Source organism: Shewanella sp. M16 (genome assembly GCF_018224605.1).
Lineage (GTDB): Bacteria > Pseudomonadota > Gammaproteobacteria > Enterobacterales > Shewanellaceae > Shewanella > Shewanella oncorhynchi.
Genome location: NZ_JAGTUL010000025.1, coordinates 41,769 through 54,742 on the forward strand (window position 1 = coordinate 41,769; position 12,974 = coordinate 54,742).

A 12,974-nucleotide genomic window follows, 5' to 3' on the forward strand; every position below is an offset into this window, starting at 1 on the left:
GTTTTCACTTATTATCTTCGCCGCGATAGTCGCACAACCAGATATAAATGAGGATTACATGTCCGATGGAAAAATTAACAAAAACCACTCAAGAATAACAATTATTCTAACAGGTGAATATCACAATAAATTAGTTAATTCATGTGAACGTTCAGCACGTAGCAAACGAGCCGAAATACAGCTTCGAATTGAACATAGTTTATTAAGTTTTGTTGATGCTCCGCCCAAACCAATTAAGCAACAATGATTAAACGAGTAATTACAATTAATTACATAAGTCTCACCTAAATATATACAAAGGAAGTGTTATATGACAACTCTGACTCAAAAACAACCTAGCGCACAACAAACTGAAGTAAACGCAGAGATCCTAAGACTCGCAAAACATATACCCAGTGATAGCACCATATTCATAATGCGCTGCACTTTCCTATTCATCATTTGTGTCGTCGCTACTTTGCTGTTGTCTTGGGATGTACATGCTGCTGATCCTTTTGCACCGGCTAAATCTGAAATTGTTGATACCGTTGGCACCGGCTCAACTGCACAGTTCGCCATTCTCGCCGTAGGTTTATGTGCCGCCGCGGTCGGGGGCTTTCTGACCAAAAACTGGGGCGGGGCTATCGGCGGCTTTATCGTTGGCGTCATTTTCGTCAACGTTGGAATGAAGGTTGTAGGTCTATAGGCCGTGGATAATCCCACTCAGTTTTTTAGCATCCCTAAACACCTTAATAACACCCCTACGCTATTAGGGTTCGCGATGGATGAACTTGCTCCTGCCTTAGTGTTTTTTGTCGTGTTATTCATGATGAATCAAGCGCTCATTGGCATTGCGCTTGCCTCTTCATGGTTTTTAGGGATGCGCAGAATGAAATCGCAATACGGCATGAGCGTATTACGCCTCACCGCTTATTGGTACGCCCCAGCAGAATTTAGCGCTTCATTTTTAAAACGAACGCCTGCGGCATGTCGCCGCTACTGGTTACGTTAAATGATGTGAATTAGGGGGCCAATCCCCCTAAGGATGCCCCATGTTACAAAAGAACAAGATCGACTTTATCCGCATTGCAAAATCCCTCAACACACTTCTGTTAATCGGCTTTACCGTAGCCATGATCAGTAACACGGTCCTAGCAAGTATTGTATGGAAGGCCTACTTCAATAAAAGCCGCACCGTTGTGCCACCGACCATCAGCGCAGCCTTTACCGTATCAGACACGTCTATAGACGAACCGTATTTACAGCAGATGTCGGAATACTTTGCCTTTCTAAAGCTCAATGTCACGCCCGCTTCGGTAGACCATCAGTACAAACAGCTCGCAAACTATATCGATGAAGCTGATTGGCATCAGATGCAACCTTTACTGGTTGAAGATGCAGCAATGATTAAAAAACAAAACATCAGCAGTCACTTCACCATCAATGAAACTCAAATTGCCCTTGATGATCGTCTCGTAAAAATAACGGGCACGTTAAACAAATATGTGGGCAAACGCGCGCTAGAACCCGAAAACATCAGCTACATCATTGCCATGAATTATGACCATGGCCAACTGTCGCTCAAAGCCATTAAGAAAGTGCAAAAGGACGTTAAATAATGAAGATTGCTAACCCACTTGTTTTCGCAGCCTGCGCGCTTTTTCCTATGAGCGTGTTAGCAGCAAATACGCCCCCAAAACACTACGGATTCAATGACAGTGAAACGGTTCCTATTGAGCTGTCGAGTGTCGATATCAACCGCTTAGTCGTTGAAGGTGACAAAATCACCTCGATTGATTGCCCTGAAGGATTTTGCGTTGTCACTGGCACTAAATCGGATAAATCCGGCGCAGCGCGCGTTAACCTCAATCTGGCCATGCCATTCACAGCCTATGTATCAACAGAAAAGGGCAGACATTTCGGCTTATTCATCAGCCCTAAAGCCATTCCTGCCGTGACCTCTATCTTCACAGCAGAACATTATCGAGAAGAACAACCCTCCGTTTTCGATAAGAAAACCCCTTACCCCACCATGATGACGGAGTTTACCGCGCAAATGATCCGTTACCTGAACACAGGCAAACCGATTGACGGTTATCGTGTGCATATAGTTAGTGCCCCTGCTGAACGAGAACCAACAAATAACGAGCCAAGAGGCACAGAAACATCAATAGATGACCTTATGTTTACTCGCTTAAATGAGCAAATGCCCAAACCAGCAGGACTGACAACAGAACCTGCTTTCGTGTTCACTGGTAAGCATTTCAACGGCATCATTTATCGCGTAACCAATCACGCAACACTCCCAGTCACCCTCACAACGGCGCAGTTCTACTCCCCAACGACGCGAGCCGCAGCCTTATCAACCTATGAATTGGCACCACAGCAAACAGGCCACCTCTTTGTTGTCTCAGGCGGGGAGAGCATGCAATGAAGCAACTCCTAGACTACTTCAAAAAAGACCCCGAAGCCGACTTTGAGCAAGGCAGTGCGTTAAATGAAGCCAATAAAAAACGCAATTGGGTGATTGCAGGGGTGGGGGCCACGGTACTCGGTGCCCTCTATTTAGCGGGCGACGCCTATATGTCTGCCCCTAAACGTGCTCCTGAAACCGCAGCGGGCAATCCAATCGATTTTGGTGCCGTGATTGATAAAGATTTCACAGAGAAAGACAATCAGTCTGCGCTCACCGCACAACAAATTGCCTTAGATAAGCAACAAAAAACGATTGATAAAATGCTGAGCAGCATGCAAGCCATTGAGCGCAGCAATGAAGCTAACCGCCTTGATTTAAAACGTAATTTAGAGACGTTCCAACTGACCATCACTGAAAGAATTGATGATAAGATTAATGCCGCTACCGCAAATGCAATGCAGCATAGCAATGTCACCGATGAATTTTCGACAGAGGGCATTGATGCATCAGCCTATCCCGTTAGGCAAAGCACACGCTACTTAGGTGAACAAACGCTACCACCACGCCCGAGCGTGGGTGACGGACAAAGTGGGTATGCTGCCCCCTATCAAGGCGGTGCTATCCCGCCACCTGCAACCCAAAATGGCATCGATTCCTTTGCACTAAATTGGGAAACGCCAGACCAAAACCTGCCAAAAAAACGCACCCCTGAGAACTACGTTCCTGCAGGTTCATTTGTGACAGCTGTCGTTACTGGCGGCGCAGATGCCAATGCGGGTGTGAATGGCCAAGGCGATACCGTACCAATGGTATTCCAAACCATTAACCAAGGTGTACTGCCTAACGGCAAGCCCTCAAAACTAAACAACTGTACAGTTTTAGGCGCGGCTTACGGCGAAATCTCATCGAGTCGCGGCATTGTGCGCACCACTCGCCTCAGCTGTATTTTTGAAGATGAAATCATCGACATTCCCGTCGAGGCGACCGTATTTAACTATGGCCGCAATGGCATTCGCGGTACTGCCATTATGAAGAACGGCAAAATCGTTCAAATGGCGGGCATTAGCGGCATTTTGACGGGCATTGGTGAGACAGGTAAAGCACTGAGCCAAACCACATCTAACTCAGCACTTGGATCAACTTCAAGCGTGAATGGGGCCGATGCACTGCTCAACTTAGCCGGCAGTGCCAGTTCAAGCGTGGGTAGCAAGCTTGCTGATTACTACATCAAATTAGCTGAGCAATACCACCCGATTATTGAGCTCAATCCGGGCAATACCGTCAACATCGTGTTTTTGAAAGGCTTCCCACTCGATCCGGTTGGCATTCAAGAATATGAAGAAGCGCTAGCGCAACAAGCCCAAAATCCTGTCAGTGCCACAGCGCAAATCCTCAACACTATCAGCAACCCACTGTTAGAACAGATGCCAGGGAATATTAAGCCGCAGGCCCAAGGCGCAAACACGCCTACACCACAGCAGCAATATAACCAACAAGGTCAACGCCCCCCTGTTAACTCAGCCTTTGGCCGTGCGAATTAATTCATTTAAGGAGTGACATTTTGAACCCAATCATGAGCAAAAATGCATTACGTAACACCGGTATTATCGCACTGGCTTCATGGCTATTAAGTGGCTGTGCAGCAGGGCTGGATGGTGACTATTCCTGCGATAAGGTGGGCGGCATCAATGGCTGTACCAATATGATGGAAGTGAGGCAACTTACCGACAGTGGTGTGTTCAATCAGCCACAAGCACAAAGCCCTGCGGTGACGGCCTTAAGCGGCCAAAGCACAACTGCACTTCCCAAGCTCGCGAGCCAACAACAAGACTTTATCCCATTGCCACGCCGCGACCGCCACGGTGTACCGCTGCGCACCTCTGAGTCAGTCCAAAAAGTAACAATCTTCCCGTATCTCAATGAGCAAGGTGATTACGTTGATACCAGCGATGTCTACATCGTGGTCGATAAGAGCCGTTGGACGGGTAGACCTGCCAAATACATCAAGCAGGATTAAGCCATGAAACAACGTATTAAAGACGATCTCGGCGCACTCTATGCCAGCAGCAAACAGCAGCACAACCATCTGCATCATGAATTGCCCTATCGCATTTATGATGATGCCGAACAAGTATTTGAAAATGCCAATACGCTTGGTTTTGGCTTTGCCATTTCGCTGTTTGGCGGGGCTAATGACGACTTGATCAAAACCATGAACGCCTTGGTGTGCACACTGCCAGAGGGCGACAAATGGCACTATCAATTCGTCATGGTGGGTAACAACCAAGTCGGTGAACTCATCGAGCAAAATCAAGCGCTGCTCAGTGGTCGCAATGCCATTTGCGATAAATTTGCTAATAATGAAGCTATCTATGCCAAACACAGTTCGACCAAAGGCTTTGGCACCAAGCTCAGCAGCGCATACCACTACGATTTAAAGAACACCAAAGGGTTTTTCTTTGTTTCAACCACAGAGGACATGCCTGCACTGCTGGATATGCGTCTTGGCGTTGAGTCAGAACTGGCGCAAACAGGCATGCACATTCGCCGCTTAGGCGCTGACGATTTGATTGAGCATTGCCGCGAGCATTTAAATTTTTCGCATCAACAAGATCGCGTTTCGCCCGCTAAATATAACGAGTATCAACCTCTCAACACCCAAATTCTCAGCCCTGACAGTGAGTTCATCATTAATCGTGATTCGGTCAATATCCGTCACACGCCGATGCAATCCGACAACAGTGTCGATACCACCTTAATCAATCTTGGGCTAAAGGGGCTGCCGAACGACTTTAGGCTATATGCGTTTCCCAACTGTATTGCATCACTCAGTTACACCATGAACAGTGTTCAATGTCCTTATCGTGTCAGCGTGTCTTTTTATATTAATAAAACCGGCGAGCAAACCACCCGTAACGACAGCAAAATTGGCTCACTAACGAAAACGGTCAACTCCCCTATGCGGTTGTTAATCCCCAGCGCCGCGGATGAACTGGCTGAACGCAAGGAGATACAAAAAGGACTCAGCTCACACGCCTTTAAAATCACCACCATGACATTGAATGTCACCCTGTATACGACAGAAGAGAAACAACGCCATGACACCTCAAAAGCGATTGCGACCTTCCGCACGGCAGGCATTGATTTAATCCGAAACAATAAACTGCAAGGCATGTGCACCCTGTCCACACTCCCGTTCTCAATGAGCGAAGGCTTTATGAAAGACAGCCAAAAAGCGGGCCTGTGTTTCATGATGAAAACCTCAAACTTGGTGAATTTCTTACCGATTGTTGCAGACTACAAACGCTTATCAGCAGGGCTACTCTTGCCAACAATGCGCCATCAAATTAGCTATTTCGATCCGTTTAACTGCGGCAGTGATAACTACAACATGGCGATTACGGGCGGCTCAGGGGCAGGGAAGTCATTCTTCATGCAAGCCTTAGTAAAATCGATTTTTGCCAAAGGGGGCAAGGCATGGATTTTAGACAAGGGTCAGAGTTATAAAAAACTCACTCAAACATTAGGCGGCGTCTATCTCGACAGTTCGCAGATTTTCCTAAACCCGTTTACCCACTTAGGCAAAGTATTAAGCGTGCGGGATGCGGGTACTTTTGGCCCAATCCTCGATGATGAAGGTCAAGCCATTGATCCCATCACCGAAGTGTTGGGAAACATCACCGCGCTTATCGCCACCATGGCATCACCTGATGAAAAGCTCACCGGATTTCAGACGGCATTACTCGGCGATGCTATTTTGCTGGCATGGCAAAAATGCGGTAACGACACGCTGATTGACGATGTGCAAACGGCACTCTATGACATTGCCGCACAAAAAAATGACGATACCCGTATCAGTGATATTGCCGCGCAATTAAACAAGTTCTGCTCACAGGGCATTCATGGCGCAATTTTCAATAAGCCCTCGATGCTCGATCCCAATATCGATATCACCACGCTGGAACTTGATGGATTTAAAGGCGAGCTACAACGTCCGGTGATTTTCGCGTTGATGGTGACGATCAGCCAACAAATGTACTTATCGGGCCAACGTTCTATTCCGAAAATCTGTGTGATTGAAGAAGCATGGTCACTCATGAGCGGCGCGAATGCGCAAAGTAAGGATTTCATCAACGAAGGTTATCGCACAGTGCGTAAGTTCGGCGGCAGCTTTGCCACAGTAACGCAAGGCATGAACGACTTCTTTGCCAACGCCGAGGCCGAAGCGGCACTGAACAGTTCAGATATTCATATCACATTGCGCCAAGGTGATGGCTTTGGGGATTTCTTGAACAAGCATCCTGACCACTTCTCGCCCTTCGAGCAACACATGATCAAGTCATTCCCCCGCGCCAATGATGCGGGTCATTCCTGCGTCATGCTCAAAGCGGGCGGGCTAGTGTCCTTTCACCGGATTTTTGCCGATCCATGGTCGCGCGCCATGCTCTCAACTGAACCCAAAGAGTTTGAATATTGCGAAAACTTGATTAAAGGCGGCATGCCGTTACTCGATGCCATTGAACTGACAGCCCAACATTTCTATCCCGATGATATGGCCCGCTTTGATGCCATTTTGTCCGCCGCAGCAACCCACAAAGAGGCCGCATAAAATGGAAAAAACCATCATACAATCAATTTTATGGCTGGTGACGCTGGGCGTCATGATAACCCTCTGGGTGACGCGCGAACCCAGTGTTGTCGAGTATGACATTAACGAAACCGTGGCGAGCTTTCACCAATCTATCGGTCAAAGCGAGCTATCCGACGAACAACGCGAAAAAGAAATCACTCGATTTACCCAAACACTCGATGATGTGGTGCAGCAATACGCCATTGATAACCATGTCGTGGTGTTAGTCAGCCCCGCCGTCGTCAGTGGCGCCGTGAATGTCACCCAAGAAATTCAGCAGTCACTACTGCAAACCCTTCAAGCGCAAAACAAGGCGAACCGCGCCCAAGCGAACGAGGTCACGGCTAAATGAATAAATTCGCGCTTCTGATGCTAGCGCTATGCCCACTCTTACCACTCAAGGCTGCGTCCATCGGCACCGTGGGCCAAGTGTTCCCCATAGCTGAAATTGACATGCTGCAGTGGATTGAAAACCGTCTGCAAACCTTAGAAAAAACGGGTGAGCTAGACAGTATGCGCGAGCAATTCCAAGAGAATGTCAAAGCCGGTGTTAAGCGCCCTCGTCCAGTGGGACTTATCACAACTAAAACACCAGAAGTGTTTTTAGTCGATCCCACTTTAACGCTGGCCAAAGATATCAATGATGCTAATGGCAACCTGATTTATCCCAAAGGGACGCGCGTAAACCCATTTGACACCAAGACATGGCCAGCATTGCAAAAGGCCAACGTCGGCAAGTTTGAGTTCAGTAAAACGCTGGTGTTTTTTGATGGGGATGATGTGCAGCAAGTGTTATGGGCCAAAGAGTTTGCAACAACCCATGACAAGCCACACACCATCAAATGGATTTTAACGGGCGGCGAACCCGAAACACTGCATGGCCAATTAGATGCGCGCGTTTACTTTGACCAGCAAGGAAACCTCAGCCGCGCATTAACACTTAAGCGCGTGCCGAGTGTCATTAAGCAAGCGGGGGTGATGTGGCAAGTGCGCGAAATAGATGTGTCAAATTTCCCCGTATTCATGGAGGAAACAAACCATGCGACACATTAAACCTGCGCTGCTCTTAGCATTCTTAATGGGAGTCATTCCCGCACAAGTCAACGCGCAAGCGGCCTGTACGGGCACGTTCGTTAACCCGATGACCGACATTTGTTGGTCGTGTATCTTCCCGATGACCATTGGCAGTGTGCCTATTATTCCTGGGAGCCTACCCGATACGCGCAACCCCGTATCACCCATTTCATTTTGTCCCAAACCGCCACCAATTTTTATGCAAATTGGCCTCAATATTGGCTATTGGGAGCCTGATACCTTAGTGGACGTGACGCGCGTCCCTTACTGCATGGTCAACATGGGCATGAAGCTCGACATGAGTAATTCCCCCCAAATCGGCGGCCGCGTCACTAACCGCGATAACGATGCCAGTGATGGCGCGTTTTATCATGGGCACTGGTACAAATACCCTGTGATCTATTGGCTGCAAATTATGCAAAGCGCAGCTTGTATGGCCACGGACAATTTCGACATTGCCTATTTAACAGAGATTGACCCACTGTGGGATGATGACGAGTTGTCATTTATCCTCAATCCCGAAGCCATTTTATTTGGCAATATCGTGTCACAACTCGCCTGTGCAACCGAAGCCGTGGCCACCTCAACTAACAGCATATTGCCTTTTGATTTTCTGTTTTGGTGTATGGGCTCACAAGGCAGTGCTTACCCCCTGACTGGCACCACCAATTACCGCGACACGCCAATTCAGGCGGGTACGTTGATTTTAGAGCGCCTGAACTACAAATTGCATCGCCAAGGCATCGTATGGGAATCCCACGGTGAAGATGGCGCGATTTGCTATCAAACGCCGATGCCCCTCATGCCTAAATCCCGCTATCGCTATCAAATGACCAACACCATACCCGATGCGCTATGGGCGCACCCTTACACCACGACAACGGTGATCTGGGAAAGTGGCCACGACAACCCTGTGTCGGGTGACAACTTTGGTTTTATCAACTTCAAAAAACGCAATTGCGTGTTTTTGTGACCAATAAGGAGAGGGATTTTCGATGAAAAAGTTTGAGACCAAATTACCAACAACATATACCGCTTTATGCACAAAAATTGTGGATAACAGCCTATTTTCACATTCATTTAAAGGCTTAGCCCTGCTCGTGAGCTTATGGTGCCTTGGATCAATTTCACAGGTGTTCGCCCAAACGGATTACAGTATTGACGAATTAAAAGCGCTGTCGATGCGAGAACGTCACACATTACCCCCATTGAACGTAGACCAAGCCGCACTATTTGATAAAGCCCGTCAGTTCGAAGCGCAAAGCAAAGGCCAATTAGACAACGCACTATCACCATTGCTCGATGCAAAGCCCAACCCCAGCGCCGATGCTAATGGTGTGATGGTATTTGTGTCGTTGGGTATGCCTGCGACCAGTTTGCAGCAGTTACTCATGCAAAGCGCAGACTTACAGGTGCCACTCATTGTGCGCGGTGTACTGCCTCAAGGCTTTACAGCCACCGTTAAACAGATGAATCACCTTATCGATAACAAGGGTAAAACCATACAGAGCGGTTTTGCGATTAATCCCCAGTGGTTTACGCAATTCGGCATTACCCAAGTACCCGCCTTTGTTGCTGTAAGACCCAACAAATGTCAGGCAAAACAGCCCTGCAGTACCGATGACTTTGACGTGATTTACGGCAACGTTTCGTTGTATGACGCGCTGAACTTACTTGCACAACACGGCAGCATTCCCGATGTGGCAGCTAAGACATTAGCAAAGGGGGCGAAATGACTCAGTTGAATAATGCCTTAATCCTCAGTGCCATCCTCACATTGAGCGCCGCCTTGCCTGTTATGGCGGCCAACAGCGAAAAGGATTACCGCGATAATGTGCAGTGGGCCAAAGACAGTATCAAGCAGAATCAGAACAAAGCGGGTTACACCGGCTTTGACGTTAACAGCCTATGCAAAGATGCGACATGTCAGCAAGAAGTCGCTAACCCAAGCGAAAGCCGTTACTACAACAACCCGAGCGCCATGGACAGTGCCAAAATGCAAGGCATGAGCACGGATGGCCAAGCCCAAGCCGTGACGAGTGGCTTTAATAATGGCCGCCCGACGATTGATGAAAACGATCCGGCATACCATACCGCCGTTGGCTATCAAAATGATGCTTACAATATCAGCCACGGCATTTCATCTAAATATCATGACTGTGAAAAAGGGCTCGTTTGTGAAGTCGATTCTCTGCCACGTTCTTGCACGTTGCCCACCAATAATCCGGTGCAATGCTACCTAACACCCTTTGTCAAAAGCACATCGGTTAAGGAAGTGGCGCATTCATACAGCTTAACTGGCACACCACCGTTTACTATTGACATTAAATTACCAAACCCTAATGTTAAGATCGTCCGTGTTCAATTTAAAGGTGAGTATCGTTCTATAGCCATTGATGCCGAATTATCAATTGCATTAAATGGTACGTTTATAGGACATGTTCTAACAGAGAGAGCCCCTGGTACATGTGTTGCTAATCAACCTTGCGCAATGAGTGTAAACAGTTCATTAACCACAGAAAATTATGATATTAAAGCATCCCCATTAGCGGTTCATATAAGTGCAAATTGGGATTTTTACTTTAAAATTGAGTTACAGAATTTACCCATCACTATCATCACCACTGAAACGCATGTTGAAGTCGGTTACAACAACAGCTGTGGTGCTGTTCTTCCTGAGTGCCAACAAGTCCAATCTCAATGCGTAGAAGGTAAAGAAACGCGCATGATTAATGGGATAGCCGTGACATTGGATTGCTGGAAAGAACAAACCACCTATCAATGTGCCTTTCCCAATACCTGCGACGCCATCGCAGATTGCAGCATTCAATCGACCAGTTGTGACACCCAACTTGGCGGCGTTTGCATTAAAGATAAACAACAACGCCTATGTGATAAACAGCAATGCCGCGATACGGGCCTTATCTGCGGTGCTGACAGCTTTGCGCTCAGTGGTGACTATTACGATCCTGCTGCCACTCGCAGCACTGACTTTAACCATGCTGCGGCAGGACTGGCCGCCGTCAGTGACGCAGCCGGTGATGTGAAAGACAAAGCCAACATCAACGAAAACAGCGCCATCATTTTCAAAGGCAACATCATGGAGTGCAGCGATAAAGCGCTGGGGATCAGCAATTGTTGTCAGGACAGCGGTTGGGGTAACGGCATCGGCTTAACGTCCTGCAGTGAAGAAGAAAAAGCGCTGGGTACCGCCAAAGAAGACAAGCTCACCGTATCACTTGGCCAATATTGCGCTGAGAAAGTGCTTGGCGTGTGTATCCGCAAGAAAAAAGCCTATTGCGCGTTTGATAGCAAGCTCGCGCGCATTGTGCAGGTTGAGGGCCGCGCGCAATTGGGCAAAAACTTCGGCAGCGCTAAACAACCTGATTGCAGCGCCTTTTCACCTAACGAACTGCAACGCATTGATATGTCTTCAATGGACTTTTCTGATTTTTATGAAGACATGTACGACGCCATCGAACTGCCCAACACAGATGAAATTCAAAAACGCTTACAACAGTCGGTTGGAGGAACCAAACCATGATGACGTTGTTAAATGACCGCTTACAACATGCCGCAGTATCTCCTTTTTTTCGGTGGTCAAGCCACGCGCCGTTGGCGTGGTTGTCCACAAAAAAAGGGGATGCGGTGGTCAACAAGCGCAGCGCGTTAGTGATCCTTATGCTGACAACGTTTTGCCTCGGCGCGAACGCCACGGATGCACAAGGCTGGCGCTGGTATAACGAACCGACCGCCCCCAAGAAGCAAGCACCTAAAAAGGCCGAAACGCCAAGCGTCACACTCACGCGCACCCAAACACTGACGCCCACAGAGCAGATGGATTGGTTTCACAGCTACTACCAAGACACGCTCAATGACGCGGCGATAAACAGCCAAGACAGCAAGAAAGTGGAAAGGGCCATGCTGCTTAATCAGTACGTCAGCAATAAATCGTCAGAGTTCGGCATGACCTTTAAAAAGGTCCTGCTAGATAACCCTGAGCTGTCTTACACCAAAGATAGACCGACGGAACAAGCGGCAAGAAGCACCTATTTATCATTAGAGCGCAACAAGAAGATGCGCGCAGTACGCAGCCTTGCCGATGCGGGATGGGGGCTGTTCTTTGTCTACAAAGGCCAAGAAGAAATTGATATTGCGCTAGCGCCCAGTGTGCAGCAGTTCGCTACTGAGCATGGCATTGAGCTACTTGGCGTCACGCTCGATGGTGTAGCACTGCCAGCCATCGTGCAGAACCGCCAAAACGACCAGCACATAAACGTCCCGTTTAGTCCCGCACTCGTGTTAGTTAATCCTGGCACGGGGGAAATGAAACCGCTCGCGTATGGCTTTATCTCTCAAGACGATTTACTTGGCCGCTTCCTGAACGTGGCCACCGATTTCGCCCCTGACTTTTAAACGGAAAATACCCATGAAACGCATCATCACAGTAATGTTAATGACTCTTCTATTCTCTTTAAGCGCTAAGGCGACGCCTATGGGGGGGGCGGCAGTTGCGGCCAATCCGAATGATTACGCGTTAGTGTTTTTCTTTCGCTCTGATTGCCCTTACTGCCACCAGTTCGCCCCGAAACTGAAACAGCTTGCGGCGCAAACTGGCACCTATACCTATGCCTTTTCGCTCGACAACCAAGGCATAGCAGGCTTTGAAGTACCGATACCTTCCACGCCAGACATTGCCGCCACCTTCTTTGAGAATCCGCGCAGCGTGACAGTGCCTGCCACATTTTTAATCAACGTCAATACCCGTAAGTTTGTCCGTTTAACCGTCGGTGATGTGACGCCCTCGCAGCTTCAACAAAGTTACCTTCAATCCCTCAATGACCCACAAGTCATTGCAAGCATGCGTTAGGAGCA

The 12,974-nt window shown here is 48.1% G+C and carries 15 protein-coding genes; all 15 read left to right on the forward strand.

Translation table 11 applies throughout. The features are described 5' to 3' along the window. Positions 1-58: 58 nt before the first annotated feature. The 15 genes from KFE26_RS16235 to trbB all read left to right on the forward strand — a co-directional run bounded on the left by KFE26_RS16235 (position 59) and on the right by trbB (position 12,969). Positions 59-247, forward strand: coding sequence for a TraY domain-containing protein (locus tag KFE26_RS16235; RefSeq protein ID WP_012588990.1), 189 nt, complete (start codon positions 59-61; stop codon positions 245-247). Between the two features lie 63 nt (positions 248-310). Continuing rightward, on the forward strand, positions 311-685 hold the full coding sequence (locus tag KFE26_RS16240; RefSeq protein ID WP_212601035.1) for a hypothetical protein: 375 nt from the start codon (positions 311-313) through the stop codon (positions 683-685). 3 nt (positions 686-688) lie between these two features. Beyond that, positions 689-991 (forward strand): type IV conjugative transfer system protein TraL, encoded by a 303-nt coding sequence (traL, locus tag KFE26_RS16245; RefSeq protein ID WP_212601036.1) that lies wholly within the window; start codon positions 689-691, stop codon positions 989-991. Between the two features lie 40 nt (positions 992-1,031). Further along, on the forward strand, positions 1,032-1,598 hold the full coding sequence (gene traE, locus KFE26_RS16250; RefSeq protein WP_212601037.1) for a type IV conjugative transfer system protein TraE: 567 nt from the start codon (positions 1,032-1,034) through the stop codon (positions 1,596-1,598). After that, positions 1,598-2,413, forward strand: coding sequence for a type-F conjugative transfer system secretin TraK (traK, locus tag KFE26_RS16255; RefSeq protein WP_212601038.1), 816 nt, complete (start codon positions 1,598-1,600; stop codon positions 2,411-2,413). Before traE ends, traK begins: the two co-directional genes overlap by 1 nt. Further along, positions 2,410-3,936: a TrbI/VirB10 family protein gene (locus KFE26_RS16260; RefSeq protein WP_212601039.1), complete on the forward strand. Its 1,527-nt coding sequence runs from the start codon at positions 2,410-2,412 to the stop codon at positions 3,934-3,936. Before traK ends, KFE26_RS16260 begins: the two co-directional genes overlap by 4 nt. Before the next feature lie 20 nt (positions 3,937-3,956). Continuing rightward, positions 3,957-4,412 (forward strand): type IV conjugative transfer system lipoprotein TraV, encoded by a 456-nt coding sequence (gene traV / locus KFE26_RS16265; protein WP_048908698.1) that lies wholly within the window; start codon positions 3,957-3,959, stop codon positions 4,410-4,412. Between the two features lie 3 nt (positions 4,413-4,415). Then, positions 4,416-7,004 carry a type IV secretion system protein TraC gene (gene traC / locus KFE26_RS16270; RefSeq protein ID WP_212601040.1) on the forward strand — a complete coding sequence of 863 codons (2,589 nt, stop codon included), beginning with the start codon at positions 4,416-4,418 and terminating at the stop codon, positions 7,002-7,004. A gap of 1 nt (position 7,005) precedes the next feature. Continuing rightward, the gene (locus KFE26_RS16275; RefSeq protein ID WP_212601041.1) at positions 7,006-7,377 is read left to right on the forward strand and encodes a TrbI F-type domain-containing protein; all 372 of its coding nucleotides are present in this window, start codon (positions 7,006-7,008) and stop codon (positions 7,375-7,377) included. Next, entirely contained in the window at positions 7,374-8,078 is a 705-nt protein-coding gene (traW, locus tag KFE26_RS16280; RefSeq protein ID WP_212601042.1) for a type-F conjugative transfer system protein TraW, read from the forward strand. Before KFE26_RS16275 ends, traW begins: the two co-directional genes overlap by 4 nt. Beyond that, positions 8,065-9,072 (forward strand): conjugal transfer pilus assembly protein TraU, encoded by a 1,008-nt coding sequence (gene traU, locus KFE26_RS16285; RefSeq protein WP_212601043.1) that lies wholly within the window; start codon positions 8,065-8,067, stop codon positions 9,070-9,072. Before traW ends, traU begins: the two co-directional genes overlap by 14 nt. Positions 9,073-9,094: 22 nt before the next feature. Further along, complete coding sequence (trbC, locus tag KFE26_RS16290) at positions 9,095-9,835, forward strand: type-F conjugative transfer system pilin assembly protein TrbC (RefSeq protein WP_012197896.1); 741 nt, start codon at positions 9,095-9,097, stop codon at positions 9,833-9,835. Then, on the forward strand, positions 9,832-11,643 hold the full coding sequence (gene traN, locus KFE26_RS16295) for a type-F conjugative transfer system mating-pair stabilization protein TraN (RefSeq protein WP_212601044.1): 1,812 nt from the start codon (positions 9,832-9,834) through the stop codon (positions 11,641-11,643). Before trbC ends, traN begins: the two co-directional genes overlap by 4 nt. A gap of 104 nt (positions 11,644-11,747) precedes the next feature. Beyond that, a complete protein-coding gene (traF, locus tag KFE26_RS16300) occupies positions 11,748-12,515 on the forward strand; it encodes a type-F conjugative transfer system pilin assembly protein TraF (protein WP_311981220.1) in 768 nt (255 codons plus the stop codon). Positions 12,516-12,528: 13 nt separating this feature from the next. Further along, positions 12,529-12,969 (forward strand): type-F conjugative transfer system pilin assembly thiol-disulfide isomerase TrbB, encoded by a 441-nt coding sequence (gene trbB / locus KFE26_RS16305; RefSeq protein ID WP_212601046.1) that lies wholly within the window; start codon positions 12,529-12,531, stop codon positions 12,967-12,969. The last annotated feature ends 5 nt before the right edge of the window (positions 12,970-12,974 follow it).